The organism is Klebsiella sp. GL120222-02, assembly GCF_003097195.1.
GTDB classification, from domain to species: domain Bacteria; phylum Pseudomonadota; class Gammaproteobacteria; order Enterobacterales; family Enterobacteriaceae; genus Klebsiella; species Klebsiella variicola.
The window spans coordinates 49778-67699 of sequence record NZ_QEQO01000002.1 but is presented as its reverse complement, the minus strand read 5'-3'; the positions used below and the strand labels follow the sequence as shown (position 1 = coordinate 67699).

General features: G+C 61.3%; 16 protein-coding genes. 9 read left to right on the top strand and 7 right to left on the bottom strand.

What is annotated here, in order from left to right:
• Positions 1 to 114: 114 nt before the first annotated feature.
• The 4 genes from N438_RS05530 to N438_RS05515 all read left to right on the top strand — a co-directional run bounded on the left by N438_RS05530 (position 115) and on the right by N438_RS05515 (position 4760).
• Entirely contained in the window at positions 115 to 1065 is a 951-nt protein-coding gene (locus N438_RS05530) for a LacI family DNA-binding transcriptional regulator (protein WP_162494476.1), read from the top strand.
• A gap of 121 nt (positions 1066 to 1186) precedes the next feature.
• Positions 1187 to 1996 carry an inositol monophosphatase gene (locus N438_RS05525; RefSeq protein ID WP_012968714.1) on the top strand — a complete coding sequence of 270 codons (810 nt, stop codon included), beginning with the start codon at positions 1187 to 1189 and terminating at the stop codon, positions 1994 to 1996.
• 110 nt (positions 1997 to 2106) lie between these two features.
• On the top strand, positions 2107 to 3465 hold the full coding sequence (locus N438_RS05520) for an MFS transporter (RefSeq protein WP_008805601.1): 1359 nt from the start codon (positions 2107 to 2109) through the stop codon (positions 3463 to 3465).
• A gap of 26 nt (positions 3466 to 3491) precedes the next feature.
• The gene (locus N438_RS05515; protein ID WP_008805600.1) at positions 3492 to 4760 is read left to right on the top strand and encodes a histidine phosphatase family protein; all 1269 of its coding nucleotides are present in this window, start codon (positions 3492 to 3494) and stop codon (positions 4758 to 4760) included.
• A gap of 60 nt (positions 4761 to 4820) precedes the next feature.
• Here the strand turns inward: N438_RS05515 and mtnA are convergent, their stop codons facing one another.
• On the bottom strand, positions 4821 to 5849 hold the full coding sequence (gene mtnA / locus N438_RS05510) for an S-methyl-5-thioribose-1-phosphate isomerase (protein WP_116696172.1): 1029 nt from the start codon (positions 5847 to 5849) through the stop codon (positions 4821 to 4823).
• Between the two features lie 101 nt (positions 5850 to 5950).
• On the opposite strand from mtnA, the gene mtnK reads away from it, so the two are divergent.
• Positions 5951 to 7150 (top strand): S-methyl-5-thioribose kinase, encoded by a 1200-nt coding sequence (mtnK, locus tag N438_RS05505; protein WP_016160472.1) that lies wholly within the window; start codon positions 5951 to 5953, stop codon positions 7148 to 7150.
• A 297-nt stretch (positions 7151 to 7447) separates the two neighbouring features.
• Here mtnK and N438_RS05500 read toward each other — a convergent pair whose 3' ends face one another.
• The 4 genes from N438_RS05500 to N438_RS05485 form a co-directional block, all read right to left on the bottom strand.
• On the bottom strand, positions 7448 to 8689 hold the full coding sequence (locus N438_RS05500; protein WP_022065143.1) for an LVIVD repeat-containing protein: 1242 nt from the start codon (positions 8687 to 8689) through the stop codon (positions 7448 to 7450).
• A gap of 102 nt (positions 8690 to 8791) precedes the next feature.
• Complete coding sequence (locus N438_RS05495; protein ID WP_008805596.1) at positions 8792 to 9856, bottom strand: sugar ABC transporter substrate-binding protein; 1065 nt, start codon at positions 9854 to 9856, stop codon at positions 8792 to 8794.
• Positions 9857 to 9876: 20 nt separating this feature from the next.
• Positions 9877 to 10875, bottom strand: a complete 999-nt coding sequence (locus tag N438_RS05490; RefSeq protein WP_002894035.1) for an ABC transporter permease — start codon at positions 10873 to 10875, stop codon at positions 9877 to 9879.
• The gene (locus N438_RS05485) at positions 10872 to 12374 is read right to left on the bottom strand and encodes a sugar ABC transporter ATP-binding protein (protein WP_023339773.1); all 1503 of its coding nucleotides are present in this window, start codon (positions 12372 to 12374) and stop codon (positions 10872 to 10874) included. Before N438_RS05485 ends, N438_RS05490 begins: the two co-directional genes overlap by 4 nt.
• Positions 12375 to 12537: 163 nt before the next feature.
• Between N438_RS05485 and N438_RS05480 the strand changes: the two genes are divergently transcribed.
• The 4 genes from N438_RS05480 to N438_RS05465 all read left to right on the top strand — a co-directional run bounded on the left by N438_RS05480 (position 12538) and on the right by N438_RS05465 (position 15292).
• The gene (locus tag N438_RS05480; RefSeq protein ID WP_008805594.1) at positions 12538 to 13626 is read left to right on the top strand and encodes an oxidoreductase; all 1089 of its coding nucleotides are present in this window, start codon (positions 12538 to 12540) and stop codon (positions 13624 to 13626) included.
• A gap of 57 nt (positions 13627 to 13683) precedes the next feature.
• Positions 13684 to 14427, top strand: a complete 744-nt coding sequence (locus N438_RS05475; RefSeq protein WP_116696171.1) for a 3-oxoacyl-ACP reductase family protein — start codon at positions 13684 to 13686, stop codon at positions 14425 to 14427.
• Positions 14428 to 14610: 183 nt separating this feature from the next.
• Positions 14611 to 14913: a type II toxin-antitoxin system RelE/ParE family toxin gene (locus N438_RS05470; RefSeq protein ID WP_012068431.1), complete on the top strand. Its 303-nt coding sequence runs from the start codon at positions 14611 to 14613 to the stop codon at positions 14911 to 14913.
• Entirely contained in the window at positions 14888 to 15292 is a 405-nt protein-coding gene (locus N438_RS05465; RefSeq protein ID WP_008805591.1) for a helix-turn-helix transcriptional regulator, read from the top strand. The genes N438_RS05470 and N438_RS05465 overlap by 26 nt, the downstream gene beginning before the upstream one ends.
• Here N438_RS05465 and N438_RS05460 read toward each other — a convergent pair.
• Both N438_RS05460 and cstA read right to left on the bottom strand, forming a co-directional pair.
• On the bottom strand, positions 15289 to 15486 hold the full coding sequence (locus N438_RS05460) for a YbdD/YjiX family protein (RefSeq protein WP_002893903.1): 198 nt from the start codon (positions 15484 to 15486) through the stop codon (positions 15289 to 15291). The genes N438_RS05465 and N438_RS05460 overlap by 4 nt on opposite strands.
• 92 nt (positions 15487 to 15578) lie before the next feature.
• The gene (cstA, locus tag N438_RS05455) at positions 15579 to 17684 is read right to left on the bottom strand and encodes a pyruvate/proton symporter CstA (RefSeq protein WP_116696170.1); all 2106 of its coding nucleotides are present in this window, start codon (positions 17682 to 17684) and stop codon (positions 15579 to 15581) included.
• Positions 17685 to 17922 lie beyond the last annotated feature (238 nt).

Below are 17922 nucleotides of genomic sequence, written 5' to 3'. Positions count from 1 at the left end.
GTGATACCTTTTCAGGCAGTGTGCGTGACCGACGCCCGCCCGGGCGTCGGCTTCCTGGAAAACAGACGGCGCGAAACGACGATGAGCGATAAAAAATGGATTAAGGCCGAGGACGTGGCCAGACTGGCCGGCGTCTCGCGCTCGGCGGTCTCCCGCACCTTCACCCCCGGCGCCTCGGTGTCGGAGAAGACCCGGCAGAAGGTGCTGAGCGCCGCGGAAGCCCTGGGCTATCAGGTGAATATCATCGCCCGGACGATGATCACTGGCAGCAGTAATTTTATCGGCATCGTCACCGCCGGTTTCGACAACCCGTTTCGCAGCAAACTGCTGGCGCCGCTGGTCCATCAGCTGGCGCTCAATGGCTTTATGCCGCTGCTGATGAACGCTGACGATCCGCAGCAGCTCGCCCCCTCGCTTAAACAACTGCTGAGCTATCACGTCGCCGGGGTGATCATCACCTCCGGCGCGCCGCCGCTGTCGCTGGCGGAAGAGTATCTGGCGCGCAAGATCCCCGTCACCCTGATCAACCGCCATGCGGACCTCGCCGGCTGCGACCGGGTGTGCAGCGATAATGCCCAGGGGGCGAAGCTGGTGGCGGATCTATTCAGTCGTCGAGGCTGGCAGCAGGTTGGCTTTATTGGCGAAAATCGCGAGAACTTCAGCACCCGCCAGCGCTATGAGGCTTTCATCGCCCGGACGTCGGGTATGGCGGTGAGCAGCCGCTTCTGCGACGGCGGCGGCTATCAGGCCGGCTACCAGGCCGCCAGAGAATTGGTTGCTGAAAACCCCGGAGTGCAGGCGCTGTTCTGCGCCACCGATATGCTGGCGTTGGGCGCCCTGGATGGCCTGCGGGACGCCCCCGCCCCGCTGCCGGCCATCGTCGGTTTTGACGATATCCCGCAGGCGGACTGGCAGCCCTATCAGCTCACCACCGTCCAGCAGAATACCGCCCTGCTGGCGCACCACGCGGTGGATCTGTTGATGACGCGGATCGCCCGCTTCAGCCTGCCCTCACGCCATCGCGAAGTGCCGGTGAAACTAATTATTCGTCATAGTGCGAAATGAAAAAATCATTTTATGCTGGAGCGATCACAGAATCTTCTGCGAAACCCGGCCACACTCATTCGGCCCTTCGGGGCTGTTTTTTTCACGCAAAATGCACACGTGTGCAAAATAGGGAGTCACTATGCAATCTCAGGAATCAGAAGCGCTACAGGCCCGCTACCGTCTGGCCTGCGAGCTGGCGAAAGCGGGGGCTGAGCTGGCGTTTGAATACTATCAACAGCGCGAGGCGCTGACCGTCGACTATAAAGGCGATGACCTGCAGGATGTGGTCAGCGTGGCCGACAAACGGGTGGAGGCCTTTGTCAAACAGCGCATTCAGAGCGCGTTTCCGCAAGATGGCTTTCTCGGCGAAGAGAGCGGCGCTCGCCTGCCCGACGCGCGAGTGCTGTGGGTGGTCGACCCCATCGATGGCACCAGCTGTTTCCTCAACGGCCTGCACACCTGGTGCCTGTCGCTGGCGATCGTCGCCGACGGCGAACCGGTCATCGGCGTGGTCTACGACCCCAACCATCGCGAGCTGTTTCACGCCCTGCGGGGCCATGGCGCCTGGCTCAACGACGCCCCGATCCGTCCACACCCCGCGACGACGGTCAAAGAGGGCGTGATGGGCGTCGGCACCTCGCATCGCGTCACCCCGGCGGACTTTCTGCCGTTTCTGCAGGCGCTGCTCAGCGACGGCGGCATGTTTATCCGCAACGGTTCCGGGGCGTTGATGAGCGCCTGGGCGGCGGCGGGCCGGTTGATTGGCTACTACGAGCCGCACATGAACCCGTGGGACGCTCTGCCGGGGCTGGTGCTGATGCGCGAAGCGGGCGGCGCCAGCAACGATTTTCTGGCGCAGGAGGGGATCCAGCGCGGCAATCCGCTGCTGCTGGCCAGCCAGACGCTCTACCCGCAGCTGAAAAAGATGATCCCACAACCCTTACATTAACCCTTACGGGTCAGGCTATCTCTGATTATGTACTCTACACAGTAACGATAACTTCATTCACGGACGAACCACATCAATCAGTCAGGCCTCCGACCTGCGGAGAACCACCTATGTCTGGAATTATCGCTTTTTTCCGGGCGTCGCCGCCGAAAGCGGGCGCCGCGTTTGATGAACAGCGTTTTCGCCGGGTGCGCTGGCAAACCTTTATCGCCATGACTCTGGCCTACGTCACCTTTTACGTCTGCCGGTTATCCTTCACCGTCGCCAAAAGCGCGCTGGTGGATCTGGGGATCACCCCGACGGAGCTGGGCATGATCGGCTCAACCCTGTTCTTCAGCTACGCCATCGGCAAGCTGGTCAACGGCTTTATCGCCGATCACGCCAACGTGGTGCGCTATATGAGCCTCGGTTTATTGCTCAGCGCCGGGATGAACCTGATGATGGGGATGACCACCAACGCCCTGCTGCTGGCCATCTTCTGGGGGATCAACGGCTGGGCCCAGTCGATGGGCGTCGGCCCCTGCGCGGTCTCGCTGGCGCGCTGGTACGGCGTTAAGGAGCGCGGCACCTTCTATGGCATCTGGTCGACGGCGCATAATATCGGCGAGGCGGTGACCTATATGGTGATCGCCGCAGTGATCGCCGGATTTGGCTGGCAGATGGGCTACCTGTCCACCGCCGCGCTCGGCGCCGCCGGGGTGGTGCTGCTGGTGCTGTTCATGCACGATTCGCCGCAGAGCAGTGGCTTCCCGTCCATCAACGTCATCCGCGATGAACCGCAGGAGGAGGCCGAAGCCCGCGGCTCAGTGTTTAAAAACCAGCTGCTGGCGCTGCGCAACCCGGCGCTGTGGACCCTCGCCCTCGCCTCCGCCTTTATGTACATCGACCGCTACGCCGTCAACTCGTGGGGGATCTTCTTTCTCGAGCAGGATAAAGCTTATTCCACGCTGGAGGCGTCCGGGATTATCGGCGTCAACGCCATCGCCGGCATCGCCGGGACCATCATCGCCGGCATGCTCTCCGACCGCTTTTTCCCACGCAACCGCAGCGTGATGGCCGGGTTTATCAGCCTGTTGAACACCGCCGGCTTCGCCCTGATGCTCTGGTCGCCGCACAATTATTACACTGATATTCTGGCGATGATTATCTTCGGGGCCACCATTGGCGCCCTGACCTGCTTCCTCGGCGGGCTGATCGCCGTCGATATCTCCTCGCGCAAAGCCGCCGGGGCCGCGCTCGGCACCATCGGCATCGCCAGCTACGCCGGCGCCGGCCTGGGCGAGTTTCTCACCGGGATCATTATTGATAAAACGGCTATCCTTGAGAACGGCAAAACGCTGTATGATTTCAGCACGTTGGCGCTGTTCTGGGTGGGTACCGGTCTGGGTTCCGCGCTACTCTGTTTTACCACTGCCGCCATCGTCGCCCGGCGCCATGCCGTCGAACGGCAGACCTCGTTCTCCTCATAACCGATTAACGAATTAAGGAAGAAGATATGATGCCTGCAAGACATCAGGGGCTGTTACGCCTGTTTATCGCCTGCGCGCTGCCGCTGCTGGCGCTGCAATCTGCCGCCGCCGCGGACTGGCAGCTGGAGAAAGTGGTCGAGCTCAGCCGCCACGGTATCCGCCCGCCGACGGCCGGCAACCGGGAAGCCATCGAGGCCGCCACCGGCCGACCGTGGACCGAGTGGACCACCCATGACGGCGAGCTCACCGGCCATGGCTATGCCGCCGTGGTTAACAAAGGACGTGAGGAAGGCCAGCACTATCGCCAGCTCGGCCTGCTGCAGGCGGGATGCCCGACGGCGGAGTCGATTTACGTGCGCGCCAGCCCGCTGCAGCGGACGCGGGCGACCGCCCAGGCGCTGGTGGATGGCGCCTTCCCCGGCTGCGGCGTCGCTATCCATTATGTCAGCGGGGATGCCGATCCCCTGTTTCAGACCGACAAGTTCGCCGCCACGCAAACCGACCCCGCCCGCCAGCTGGCGGCGGTGAAAGAGAAGGCCGGGGATCTGGCGCAGCGTCGGCAGGCGCTGGCGCCGGCCATCCAGCTATTGCAACAGGCGGTTTGTCAGGCCGATAAACCCTGCCCGATCTTCGACACCCCCTGGCAGGTGGAGCAGAGCAAAAGCGGGAAAACCACTATTAGCGGACTGAGCGTGATGGCCAATATGGTGGAGACGCTGCGTCTCGGCTGGAGTGAAAACCTGCCTCTCAGCCAGCTGGCGTGGGGCAAGATCACCCAGGCCAGGCAGATCACCGCCCTGCTTCCGCTGTTAACGGAAAACTACGATCTGAGTAACGACGTGCTGTATACCGCGCAAAAACGCGGGTCGGTGCTGCTCAACGCCATGCTCGACGGCGTCAAACCGGAGGCGAATCCGAACGTACGCTGGCTGCTGCTGGTGGCGCATGACACCAATATCGCCATGGTGCGCACGCTGATGAACTTTAGCTGGCAGTTGCCGGGCTACAGCCGGGGAAATATCCCGCCGGGCAGTAGCCTGGTGCTGGAGCGCTGGCGCAACGCGAAGAGCGGGGAACGCTATCTGCGGGTCTATTTCCAGGCGCAAGGCCTCGACGACCTGCGTCGTCTGCAGACGCCGGACGCGCAGCACCCGATGCTGCGTCAGGAGTGGCGTCAGCCGGGCTGCCGTCAGACCGACGTCGGTACGCTGTGTCCCTTCCAGGCGGCTATTACCGCCCTCGGTCAGCGTATCGACCGGTCATCCGCCCCGGCGGTAGCCATGGTCCTGCCGTAGCAATGCAGCGCTTGCCCGGGCCCGGGAAAGCCATTTTTTCCAGGCCCGGCACGGTGTCGGCTATCCATTGTCCGGCGCAAACGCCCCGGCGGCGACCTGCGCCGGGGTGACCACCCCGCTGTCCAGCACCCAGCTGCTCACCAGCCCAGCAGGCGTGACGTCGAACGCCGGATTGTAAACGGCAGCCCCCGTCGGCGCCCACTGTACCGCGCCGAAGCTGCCCGCCACCCCGGTCACTTCCGCCGCCGCGCGCTGCTCAATGGGGATCGCCGCGCCGTTCGGGCAATGGCGGTCGAGGGTGGTCTGCGGGGCAGCGACGTAAAACGGGATCTGGTGATAATGGGCCAAAACCGCCAGGGAATAGGTGCCGATTTTATTCGCCACGTCGCCGTTGGCAGCGATACGGTCGGCGCCGACCCACACCGCATCCACCTGCCCCTGCGCCATCAGGCTGGCAGCCATTGAATCGGTGATCAACTGATACGGCACGCCCAGTTCGCCCAGCTCCCAGGCGGTTAAACGTCCGCCCTGCAGCAGTGGCCGGGTTTCATCGACCCACACGCTGGCCACCTTTCCCTGCCGGTGCGCCAGCGCGATAACCCCCAGGGCGGTCCCTACCCCGGCGGTCGCCAGGCCACCGGTGTTGCAATGGGTCAGCAGTCGACTGCCGGGCTTCACCAGCGCACTGCCCGCCTCAGCGATGCGGTCGCACAGCTGTTTATCTTCTTCGACCAGACGCAAAGCTTCCGCTTCCAGCGCCTGCGGGTAATCTTCCCGGGCCAGCGCCTGCTTCATGCGATCCAGATTATTCATCAGGTTGACCGCCGTCGGCCGCGCCGCGCGCAGCGTCTCCAGCGCCTGCTGGAGTGCATCCCGGTTCAGGCCGCGCTGGGCCAGCAGAGCCAGCAGCAGGCTGGCGGACAGGCCAATCAGCGGCGCGCCGCGCACCCGCAGGGCATGAATATGGTCCACCAGCAGCGCAACGTTATCCGCCGCCAGCCAGCGTTTTTCCTGCGGCAAGGCCTGCTGGTCGAGAATAAAAAGCTGATTTTCACTCACCCGCAGGCTGGTGGTCTGTAATGTCTGCATGTCGTTAAATCCCTGTTGCGTTGTTGTATCACATTGTGTCAGGATGGAATCCAGAAGTATAGACGTCTGAACGGCTTAATCAGAATTCGAGGATCGAGGCAATGTCGCAATACCATACCTTCACCGCCCACGATGCCGTGGCTTACGCGCAGCAGTTCGCCGGCATCGACAACCCATCTGAGCTGGTCAGCGCGCAGGAAGTGGGCGATGGCAACCTCAATCTGGTGTTTAAAGTGTTCGATCGCCAGGGCGTCAGCCGGGCGATCGTCAAACAGGCCCTGCCCTACGTGCGCTGTGTCGGCGAATCCTGGCCCCTGACCCTCGACCGCGCCCGTCTGGAAGCGCAGACCCTGGTCGCCCACTATCAGCACAGCCCGCAGCACACGGTAAAAATCCATCACTTTGATCCCGAGCTGGCGGTGATGGTGATGGAAGATCTTTCCGACCACCGCATCTGGCGCGGGGAGCTTATCGCTAACGTCTACTACCCGCAGGCGGCCCGCCAGCTTGGCGACTATCTGGCGCAGGTGCTGTTCCACACCAGCGATTTCTATCTCCATCCCCACGAGAAAAAAGCGCAGGTGGCGCAGTTTAGTAACCCGGCGATGTGCGAGATCACCGAGGATCTGTTCTTTAACGACCCGTATCAGATCCACGAGCGTAATAACTACCCGGCGGAGCTGGAGGCCGATGTTGCCGTCCTGCGCGACGACGCCCAGCTAAAGCTGGCGGTGGCGGCGCTGAAGCATCGTTTCTTTGCCCATGCGGAAGCGCTGCTGCACGGCGATATCCACAGCGGGTCGATCTTCGTTGCCGAAGGCAGCCTGAAGGCCATCGACGCCGAGTTCGGCTATTTCGGCCCCATTGGCTTCGATATCGGCACCGCTATCGGCAACCTGCTGCTTAACTACTGCGGCCTGCCGGGCCAGCTCGGCATTCGCGACGCCGCCGCCGCACGCGAGCAGCGACTGAACGATATCCACCAGCTGTGGACCACCTTCGCCGAACGCTTCCAGGCGCTGGCGGCGGAGAAAACCCGCGACGCGGCGCTGGCTTACCCCGGCTACGCTTCCGCCTTTCTGAAGAAAGTCTGGGCCGACGCGGTTGGCTTCTGCGGCAGCGAACTGATCCGCCGCAGCGTCGGACTGTCGCACGTCGCGGATATCGACACTATCCAGGACGACGCCATGCGCCATGAATGCCTGCGCCACGCCATTACCCTCGGCAAAGCGCTGATTGTGCTGGCCGAGCGTATCGACAGCGTCGACGAGCTGCTGGCGCGGGTACGCCAGTACAGCTGAGTGCGGCCTGTTTTCCCTCACCCCGGCCCTCTCCCATAGGGAGAGGGAGCACACCCTAAAAAAGGCCATTGTCATTGCCTTTTTGCGTTTACCTTGCCCTCACCCCAACCCTCTCCCACAGGGAGAGGGAGCAAGCCCTAAAAAGTGCAATCATCAGGGATTGCCCGGCGGCGCTGTGCTTGCGCGGGCCTACAGATAACCGCATAACGGTTTGATCTTGCAGTCTTTTGTAGGCCGGGTAAGGCGAAAGCCGCCACCCGGCAGACATGCGAGCACAATTTTGCGTTTACCTTGTCCTCATCCCAGATACTCAATCACCGACAGCCCGCCGTTGTAATCGGTGCTGTAGATAATGCCCTGCGCATCGACAAACACATCGCAGGACTGGATCACCTGCGGGCGGCCGGGACGGGTATCCATCATCGTCTTCGGCGCCGCCGGCACCAGCGCCCCGGTCTCCAGCGGACGATACGGGTTAGATATATCGTAAGCCCGCACGCCGGCATTCTGATAAGTGGCAAAAATCAGCGTTGAGCTGACAAAGCTGCCGGGACGATTCTCATGCAGGTTGTGCGGACCGAAATGCGCCCCTTTCGCCACATAGTCGATTTCATCCGGCTGTGGGAAAGTCGAGATGCTCACCGGGTTCGCCGGCTCGCGGATATCAAACAGCCAGATCAGCTTCTCACCGTCCTCCTGATTGTCGAGCACCGCTTCATCCAGCACCACCAGCAGGTCACGATCCGGTAGCGGCAGCGCGGTATGCGTCCCGCCGCCGAACGGCGGGCTCCAGTTGCGATGGCTAATCAGCGTCGGCTGGGTACGGTCTTTGACATCCAGCAGCGTCAGGCCGCCGTCGCGCCAGCTGCCGTAGGCGGTATCCCCGGCAATAATGGCGTGATGCAGCGCATAGCGTTTGCCCTGCGGCCAGTCCGGTGTTTCACCGCCCGCCTGGTGCATCCCCGGCAGCCACCAGCGCCCGGCCACTTCGGGCTTACGCGGATCGGCCAGATCGATGGTCAGGAAGATGTAGTCAGTAAAACCGTCGATCAACGCGGACACATACGCCCAGCGGCCGCCGACGTACCAGATGCGGTGAATACCGATGCCGTTAAGCGACAGGAAACTGATTTCCCGCGGCTGCGCGGGAGTGGAAATATCAAAGATGCGCAGCCCGGCGCTCCAGCCCTTGTCCTGCACATCGCTGACCGTGTCGCCCACCGAACGGGTGTAGTAGACCTTCTCATCAGCAAAACGGGCGTCGGCAAACAGATCCCGGGCGTTGATCACCAGCAGCAGATCGTCATGCGCCTGCAGATGCACGTTCCAGGTGCCCGGCGGCGCGGCAATATAGTTGACGGTGGTGGGCCGGGTCGGATCGCGAACATCGACCACGGAAAAGCCCTGCGACACCATATGGCCGATATAGGCGAATCCGCGGTGCACCATCAGCTGCACGCCGTCCGGACGACCGCCCTGATCGCTATGGCCAATCAGCCGCATATTGCGGCTGTATTCGGGGGAAGGTAATGCTGACATAGGGGATCCCTCTCGCCCGGTGGCATGGTTTTCCCCCTCTCCCTGCGGAAGAGGGCCGGGGTGAGGGCACCAGGCCGCCGCCCACCGCCACCCGGCTTGATTTTATTTGTTTTTCGCTTCCAGCGTCGCGAACCACGGCGCGATAAAGTCTTCGGTCTGGCCCCAGCCAGGGATAATTTTCCCCAGCGACGCCACGTTCACCGCCCCCGGCTGGGCCGCCAGCAGCGCCTGCGGGATCGCCGCCGCCTTGAAGTCGTAGGTGGCTGGCGTCGGCTCGCCGGCGATCTTATTGGCGATCAGCCGCACGTTGGTCGCGCCGATAAGCTTCGGATCCACCGCCACGCTCACCTTCCATGGGCTGCCGGCTTCGCGCATCAGTTGCAGATCCTGGTTGGAAATATCAATGCTGTAGAGTTTGATCTCGGTGCGGCCATTCTCTTTCAGCGCTTTATAGGCCCCCTGGCTAAAGGCATCCCAGGTGCCCCAGATCGCGTCGATTTTCCCTTTCGGATACTTGGCGAGGATCGCCCCCACCTTGTTGGCAGTGTCGCCCTGCACATCGGATGACACGGCGCCGATCGACTCCAGCTCTTTAATCCCCGGATTTTGCTTCAGCAGCGTCTGGTAAGCCGCCTGACGGCGCTCCATCGGCGGGAAGCCCGCCACCCACAACTTGACGATGTTGGCCTTGCCGTTGAAGTCTTTCACCAGCTGGCCAAAAGAGAGCTCGGTCAGCGACGCGTCATCCTGCTGACTGACCGTCACCCCGGGGATCTCACCGCTCACCGCGGTATCGAACACCGCCACTTTGATCCCGGCATCCACCGCCTTCTTCACCAGGGCGGTGGAATACGGGTCACGCCCCTGGGAGAGAATAATGCCATCGTATTTCTGGCTGATGGCCTGGTTGACGAAGTCCTGGAATTTGGCGTCATCGCCGTTGCTCAGGAAGGTGCTGATTTTGAAACCGAGCTTTTTGCCTTCCTGCAGCGCCCCGGAGACAAACTGGGTGGTGTTATCGTCAGACCCCAGGTTGCGGATCACCGCAATACGGATCGGGCCGCTGTGCTCGGCAATCGCCGCCGGCACCGGCGTCGGGGCAGTGGCCAGCGCCGCCGTCGACTGCAGCAGACCCAGCGTCATCAGAGAGAGTGCGATCTTTTTCATGCTGTTTACCCTGTAAAATGTTAAGTACGGCGCTGAAAATAGGTCAGTGCCAGCGCGCCAGCCAGGACCAACCCTTTAATAATGTCCATCGCGTAATACGGCACCGAGAGCATCACCAGCCCGTTGGAGAGCACGCCGAGGATCACCGCCCCCACCAGCGTCCCCAGGGCGTTCGGTTTACCGGAGCCCGCCAGCGAAAAGCCGATCCAGGCCGCCGCCACCGCGTCCATCAGATAGCCGCCGCCGGCGTTGACCTGCGAGGATCCGATACGCGAGGCCAGCAGAATGCCGCCCAGCCCGGCCAGCAGCGAGGCAATCACGTATGCTGCGACTTTGTAACGCGTGATCCGCAGGCCGGAGAGCCGCGCGGCCTCCGGGTTGCCACCGATGGCGTACATCCGCCGTCCGTGGGTGGTGAACGACAGTGCCAGCTGGGCGACCAGCGTCACCACCAGCATGATGATGACGATGGTCGGCACCTGCCCCAGCGCGCCAAAGGCCGCCGGGATAGTGCCTTCCGCCATCTCGCCGCTCGGCAGCACCATGTTTTCAGTAATCGAACCGCCGTAGCTGTAGGTCATCGCCACGCCCTGAATCACAAACAGGCTGGCCAGGGTGGCGAGCATGTCAGGAATGCGCAGCACCACGATCAGAAAGGCGTTAAACAGCCCCACCAGGGTGCAGAGCGCGAGGGTGATCAGAATCGCTTCGGTGGTCCCCAGGCCATGCCAGACAAACAGGGAAATCACCAGCGCGTTAGCCAGCGATGCCGTCGATCCCACTGACAGATCAAAGCCGCCAATGGTGAGAGAAATCGACACCCCGATGGCAATCACCGTGACAATCGCGATCGAGCGCAGAATGTTGATGATGTTGAACGGATCAAGGAAGTTGTCCGAGGCGAGGCCAAAGACCGCCACCAGCAGCACCACGGTCAGCAACATGCCCCACTTATAGAGAAAATCAAAAAATCGCTGACGGCCCGATACCGTCGCGTTTACTGCCAGGGCCTTGCTCACGCTGCCGCTCCTCCGGTTGAATAATAAAGCAACGTCTCTTCCCGGGCTTCCGCGCCGGGGATCTCCGCCACAATCCGTCCGTCCCATAGCACGCAGATGCGGTCGCATAAACCGACCAGCTCGGCGAATTCACCCGAGGCATAAATCACCCCTTTGCCTTCCCGCGCCAGACCATCGATCAGCATGAACAGATCGGTTTTCGCTTTCACATCGACCCCTTTGGTCGGTTCGTCAAAAATCAAAACATTGGCATGACTGCGCAGCCATTTGCCAATGGCCACCTTCTGCTGGTTGCCGCCGGAAAGACGGCGCAGCATCTGCCCCGGGCCAGTGGCGCGCACGCCGAGGCGGGCAATCACCTCCTCCGCCCAGCGCCAGGCCTGCCGATGGCCAAACAGGCTCCAGCGCGAAAAGCTGTTATCGGCGCTGACCGCCAGGTTCATCGCGATCGGCTCTTCGATGAAAATGCCCTCTTTGCGCCGCTCCTCCGGGACTAGCGCCAGGCCGCGCCCCACCGAGTCGGCAGGATCGCGCGGTCGCCACGGCTGGCCGTTCAGCTCGCCACGCTGCACCCGGCTTTTGCTGGCGCCGAACAGCGCTTTGCACAGCTCGGTTTTGCCCGCGCCGGCCAGCCCGGCGATACCCAGAATTTCCCCCTTCCGCAGACGCAGCGAAATATCCTGCAGCAGCGCCTCATCATGCAAACCGTCAATCTGCAACAGCACCTCTTCGCCGTGCGGCGGGCGCGGCGGTGGGAAGATATCGCTCAGCTCGTGGCCCAGCATCTTTTCGACGATCTGTTCGCCGCTCAGCGGCGCCATCGGGCCGCTCTCAATTAGCCGCCCGTCGCGCAGCACCGTCAGGGTGTCGCAGATCGCCTTCAGTTCATGGATACGATGCGAAATAAACACCACCCCGATCCCCTGCTGCTGCAGACGGCGTACTACCGCAAACAGGCGCTCACTTTCATGCTGATCCAGCGGCGCGGTGGGCTCATCGAGGATCAAAAAGCGGCAATGGTGCGACAGAGCGCGAGCCAGCAGGATTTGCTGTTTTTCGGCGAGCGTGCAGCTGTCAATGGAGCGCCTGACGTCCAGCGCCACGTCCAGCTGCGCCAGCGCCTCGCGCGCCAGCTGCCGAACCCGCGACCAGCGAAACGCCATGCCCGGCTCCGCCAGCCTGTCCAGCATGATGTTTTCCGCAATGCTCAGGCCCGGCACCAGCGCCACATCCACCTCCTGCTGCACCAGGTGGATCCCCAGCTGTTTAGCATCCCGCGGCGAACGAATGATGACCGGCTGGTTGTTGATCGTCACCTCGCCTTCATAATGAGCGTGGGTGCCGCACAGCACCGCCATCAGCGTCGACTTACCCGCGCCGTTGGCCCCGGTCAGGGCATGCACCGACCCGCCATGGAGGGTAAAGTCCACCTTGTTCAGTGCCTGAAAGCCGGAGAAGGCCAGGCTAATGTTATGCATCTCAAGGCGGTTCGCGCTCATCACTGTTCCCGTGCGGTAATTAATCTTCTGATTTAACGAATTTTTCATAGCCGCCGCTGGCTGACAACTGCGTAAAAAGCATAAGATACAACGAAATAATATTAGCCATCTGGATGTCCAGACATAACATCAGTTTAGCCCAACACCTATAAGGACAGCTTCCATGAGCAACAGCGATATCCGCGTCGTACCCGGCCCGGCCAACTATTTCTCCCACCCTGGCAGCCTTGAGCGGCTGAGCGATTTTTTCAGCGCCGACCAGCTCTCGCGGGCGGTGTGGGTCTATGGCGAGCGCGCCCTGGCCGGCGCCGAACCTTTTCTGCCGGCGGCCTTCCACCTGCCGGAGGCAAAAAAGATCCGCTTTACCGGCCACTGCAGCGAACGCGACGTGGCGGAGCTGGTGCAGGCCTCCGGTGACGATCGGGCGGTAGTGATTGGCGTCGGCGGCGGCGCGCTGCTCGACAGCGCGAAAGTGCTGGCCCGCCGCCTGGGGGTACCGCTGGTGGCCATCCCGACTATCGCCGCTACCTGCGCGGCGTGGACGCCGCTGTCGGTGTGGTACAGCGACGCCGGACAGGCCCTGAATTTTGAGATCTTCGATGACGCCAACTTCCTGGTGCTGGTCGAGCCGCGCATCATTCTCAACGCCCCGGCGGAGTACCTGCTGGCGGGCATTGGCGACACCTTAGCCAAATGGTATGAGGCCGTAGTGCTGGCGCCGCAGCCGGAGGCGCTGCCGCTCACCGTGCGGCTGGGGATTAACGGCGCGCTGGCGATCCGCGACGTGCTGCTGGCCAGCAGCGAAACGGCGCTGGCGGACCAGCGCCGCGGCGATCTGACCCAGGCGTTTCGCGATGTGGTGGAGGCGATTATCGCCGGCGGCGGGATGGTTGGCGGGCTGGGGGAACGTTACACCCGGGTCGCCGCCGCCCATGCGGTGCACAACGGACTGACGGTGCTGCCGCAGACGGATAAATTCCTCCACGGTACCAAAGTCGCCTACGGCATTCTGGTACAGAGCGCCCTGCTTGCTCAGGACGATGTGCTGGCGCAGTTAGTGCAGGCGTATCAGCGCTTTAACCTGCCGACCACCCTGGCGGCACTGGAGGTCGATATCAATAACCGCACAGAACTGGACCGGGTCATTGCCCATACCCTGCGCCCGGGCGAGTCGATTCACTATTTACCAGTGACGTTAACCCCTGAGGTTCTGCGCGCGGCGTTTGAGAAGGTGGAATACTTCAGCCGTTAATCGCCCCGACCGTCTATACCTAATGATGATGCTCACCACTCTCGCAACGAGGTCATCATGCAGATCGATTTAACAGGTAAAAAGGCGCTGGTTACCGGCGCCAGCCGTGGGTTGGGTCGCGCAATCGCGCTGTCGCTGGCACGCGCCGGTGCCGATGTGGTTATTACGTATGAAAAATCGGCCGAAAAAGCCCAGGCAGTCGCCGATGAAATAAAGGCCCTGGGTCGGCACGGCGAGGCGGTGCAGGCCGACAGCGCCAGCGCGCAGGCTATTCAGGATGCCGTCACCCATGCGGCCCGGTCCCTCGGCGGGCTGGATATTTTGGTCAACAACGCCGGGATCGCCCGCGGCGGTCCACTGGAATCCATGACGCTGGCGGACATTGACGCGCTTATCAACGTCAATATTCGTGGGGTGGTCATCGCCACCCAGGAAGCGCTGGTGCATATGGCCGATGGCGGACGGATCATCAACATCGGCAGCTGTCTGGCTAATCGCGTGGCCATGCCGGGCATCGCGGTTTACGCCATGACCAAGTCCGCCCTCAACGCCCTGACCCGTGGCCTGGCGCGTGATTTAGGCCCTCGCGGGATCACCGTTAACCTTGTCCATCCAGGGCCGACCAACAGCGATATGAACCCGGAAGACGGAGAACAGGCGGAAGCCCAGCGCCAGATGATTGCGGTCGGTCACTACGGCCAGCCGGAAGACATCGCCGCGGCGGTCACCTTCCTCGCCAGCCCGGCCGCCGGGCAGATCTCCGGTACGGGGCTGGACGTGGATGGCGGATTGAACGCCTGATCGCACATTTTCTGCAAGCCTCTGTCGCCCGACAGAGGCCTTCCCGCGCCGCCTCGACGGGTTGCGTTTTGCCTCTTACCTGCGTTTTTTCTCCGCTCTACAGTACCCCATAAGAAATTCGGAATTTATCTAATAGTCTTATTATTTCCTTATATTTTGTGTGGGCGTACAGTGGAGGTACGGATGAAGATTGTCTGGTCAAAAACGGCAGATAAGCCATTTTCTAAAATCGATAATCGGTATAAGAGCCGCATTAAATCCAGGCTGGAAAAGATGGATGATAAAGCTTCATCTATCTCGGATATCAAAAAATTGTCCTCTCCCGAAAACCACTACCGGCTGCGATTAGGTGATTACAGAGTCATCTACACCTTTGGGGATCCGCCGGGCGATACCTGCTACGTCGTGGCGGTTAAACGCCGAACCACCACCACCTACCTTCATGAGGAAGATACCGAATATGACTATTCAGTACATCAAGGATGAAGAAGGAAAAGACCAGTATGTCGTCATTCCTTACAGCGATTACTTTCGTATGCGCCTGGCTCTGCTGGAGTACGACGACGAGGATGAAAGCGACTGGGAAGATATTCCTTATGAATCAGACATCTATGATAATGTCATGCTACCAGGCGAAGTATGCGACGTGATGCATAAAGAAAACGTCAGTCTGCAGGCCGCGTGGCGCATCCTGCGCGGGCTATCCCAGCAGGAGGTCGCGGCTAAACTCGGCATCAGCCAGTCCGCCGTGTCGCAGCTGGAAGCGCTGGACTCCCGTCCGCAGAAGCGCACCCGCGAGAAGCTGGCGGCGATTTACGGCTGTACCCAGGAGCAGATCAGCCTCTATCTGCCGAAAGAGGGTTAACAGCACTTCGCCCCGCCCTTGCCGCCGTAGCGCGCGTCCTGGCGCTCGCGAAAGAATTCTTCATAGGTCATCGGCGTCTGATCCGGGTGGGTTATTCGCATGTGCTCGACGTAGTTATCGTAATCCGGCACGCCGATCATCATCTTCGCCGCCTGGCCTAAATATTTTCCCGCTTTGGAGAGGGTGTCGAACATAAGTCATTTCTCTTTTGTTTCCCTCTCCCAAAGGGAGAAGGAGGATCAGAAATGTAGGCCGGGTAAGGCGAAGCCGCCACCCGGCACACCGGTTAATGCGCGCGCTTCGCCTGCGCGGTTATAGTTTGCGCATCGGCGGGCATCGCCTGGTACGGCGTCTCTTTCGCCGTCGGTTTATCCTCTTTCAGCGCCGCCAGCGCGGTTTTAATCGAGAACAGCGCCAGCACCACCACCACAATCATAAAGAAGATGGTCAGCCCGGCATCGAGACGGTTGTTAAACACCAGCTGCGCCAGCTGTGATTCGGTATATTGCGGCGGAATGTTGCCGCTGTCGATCATCGCCTGGAATTTATTAGCGATGGCCAGGAAACCGACTTTGGTGTCCGGGCTGAACGACTTCTGCCAGCCGGCGGTCAGGGTACAGATCAGCAGCCAGCTGGTCGGCAGCAGCGCCACCCACGCGTAGCGCTGGCGTTTCATCTTGAACAGGACCACCGCGCACAGCATCAGCGCCATCCCCGCCAGCATCTGGTTGGCGATACCGAACAGCGGCCACAGGGTGTTAATCCCGCCCAGCGGATCCACTACCCCCTGATGCAGGAAGTAGCCCCACGCCAGGACGCACAGCGCGGTCGCCAGCAGGTTGGCCGGCAGCGAACTGGTTTTTTTCAGCCCCGGGCTAATCACGCCCAGCAGATCCTGCAGCATGAATCGCGCCGCACGGGTGCCGGCATCAACCGCCGTCAGGATAAACAGCGCCTCAAACAGAATGGCGAAGTGGTACCAGAACGAGACATCCATCAGCCCGCCCAGCGAGCCGTGCAGGATGTAGGCCATCCCCACCGCCAGGGTTGGCGCGCCGCCGGCGCGGGAGATAATCGACTGTTCGCCGACCTCACTGGCGATTTGATGCAGCGTATCAGGCGTAATGCTAAAGCCCCAGCCGCTCACCACCTGCGCCGCCGAGGCGACCACATCGGTGGTTCCCGCCGGCGCCAGCACCGCCATCGGGCTGTTCATCGCGAAGTAGACGCCCGGATCGATAATACAGGCCGCCACCAGCGCCATAATGGCGACGAAGGATTCCATCAACATGCCGCCGTAGCCGATAAAGCAGGCCTGCCCTTCGTTGGCCAACATTTTCGGCGTGGTGCCGGAGGAGATCAGCGCGTGGAAGCCGGAGACCGCGCCGCAGGCGATGGTGATAAACAGGAACGGGAACAGGTTGCCGCTCCACACCGGGCCAGTACCGTCGACGAATTTGGTCAGCGCCGGCATGGTCAGGGTCGGGCGCATAATCAGAATGCCAATCGCCAGCCCCACGATGGTGCCGATTTTCAGGAAGGTGGAGAGGTAGTCGCGCGGGGCCAGCAGCAGCCAGACCGGCAGTACCGCGGCGACAAAGCCGTAGCCCACCAGGATCCAGGTCAGCTGTACGCCGGTGTAATCAAACCACGGCGCCCAGGTCGGGCTTTCCGCCACCCAACCGCCGGAGATGATGGCGAACACCAGCATCACCAGGCCGATCACCGACACCTCGCCGATGCGCCCCGGGCGCAGGTAGCGAATATAGATACCCATAAAGATCGCCAGCGGGATGGTAAAGGCGACGGTGTATGTCCCCCACGGACTGTGGGTCAACGCTTTCACCACGATCATCGCCAGGACCGCGAGGATGATGACCATGATCATAAAGCAGGCCACCAGCGCCAGGACGCCAGCGGTTGGCCCCATCTCCTCTTTAACCAGTTCGCCAAGCGAGCGGCCATCGCGACGGGCCGAAACAAACAGCACCATAAAGTCCTGTACCGCCCCCGCCAGCACCACGCCGGCGAGGATCCAGATCATCCCCGGCAGGTAGCCCATCTGCGCGGCAAGCACCGGGCCCACCAGCGGCCCCGCGCCGGCAATGGCGGCAAAATGGTGACCGAACAGCACTTTTTTGTCGGTCGGAACATAATCGAGGCCGTCATTATGTCGTACCGCCGGCGTCATCCGCGTCGGGTCAACGCCGAGAACGGTTTTGGCGATATACAGACCGTAGAAACGATATGCGATCAGATAAACGCAGACCGCCGCGACGACAATCCACAGCGCATTTATCTGCTCACCCCGGTTTAAGGCGATATAGCCGAGGGCAAAGGCTCCGATCACGGAGAGCAGTGTCCAGATAAGGTATTTCCCTGAATTATTCATTGTTGTGGTCCACCGGTAGGGTAATCAGGATGTTACATTTTGTTTCTAGATCACAACGCAGAATTTAACAACATCGAAACAGCGCAGATGCCGTACACCCACAGAGATTTGTCTCACATTGCTAGCGAGATCACTTAAGGCAGGAAAATGAATGAAAGGATTACCGTGAACGGTGCCGTTTGTTTGTCGGGTGGCGGCTAACGCCTTACCCGACCTACAGATCCGTAGCCCGGCCAAG

Bases quoted from the DNA above. Each gene is read 5' to 3' on its own strand.
- N438_RS05525 (WP_012968714.1), top strand. From the start codon at position 1,187: ATGCAATCTCAGGAATCAGAAGCGCTACAGGCCCGCTACCGTCTGGCC.
- N438_RS05520 (WP_008805601.1), top strand. From the start codon at position 2,107: ATGTCTGGAATTATCGCTTTTTTCCGGGCGTCGCCGCCGAAAGCGGGC.
- N438_RS05515 (WP_008805600.1), top strand. From the start codon at position 3,492: ATGATGCCTGCAAGACATCAGGGGCTGTTACGCCTGTTTATCGCCTGC.
- mtnA (WP_116696172.1), bottom strand. From the start codon at position 5,849: ATGCAGACATTACAGACCACCAGCCTGCGGGTGAGTGAAAATCAGCTT.
- mtnK (WP_016160472.1), top strand. From the start codon at position 5,951: ATGTCGCAATACCATACCTTCACCGCCCACGATGCCGTGGCTTACGCG.
- N438_RS05500 (WP_022065143.1), bottom strand. From the start codon at position 8,689: ATGTCAGCATTACCTTCCCCCGAATACAGCCGCAATATGCGGCTGATT.
- N438_RS05495 (WP_008805596.1), bottom strand. From the start codon at position 9,856: ATGAAAAAGATCGCACTCTCTCTGATGACGCTGGGTCTGCTGCAGTCG.
- N438_RS05485 (WP_023339773.1), bottom strand. From the start codon at position 12,374: ATGAGCGCGAACCGCCTTGAGATGCATAACATTAGCCTGGCCTTCTCC.
- N438_RS05480 (WP_008805594.1), top strand. From the start codon at position 12,538: ATGAGCAACAGCGATATCCGCGTCGTACCCGGCCCGGCCAACTATTTC.
- N438_RS05475 (WP_116696171.1), top strand. From the start codon at position 13,684: ATGCAGATCGATTTAACAGGTAAAAAGGCGCTGGTTACCGGCGCCAGC.
- N438_RS05470 (WP_012068431.1), top strand. From the start codon at position 14,611: ATGAAGATTGTCTGGTCAAAAACGGCAGATAAGCCATTTTCTAAAATC.
- N438_RS05465 (WP_008805591.1), top strand. From the start codon at position 14,888: ATGACTATTCAGTACATCAAGGATGAAGAAGGAAAAGACCAGTATGTC.
- N438_RS05460 (WP_002893903.1), bottom strand. From the start codon at position 15,486: ATGTTCGACACCCTCTCCAAAGCGGGAAAATATTTAGGCCAGGCGGCG.
- cstA (WP_116696170.1), bottom strand. From the start codon at position 17,684: ATGAATAATTCAGGGAAATACCTTATCTGGACACTGCTCTCCGTGATC.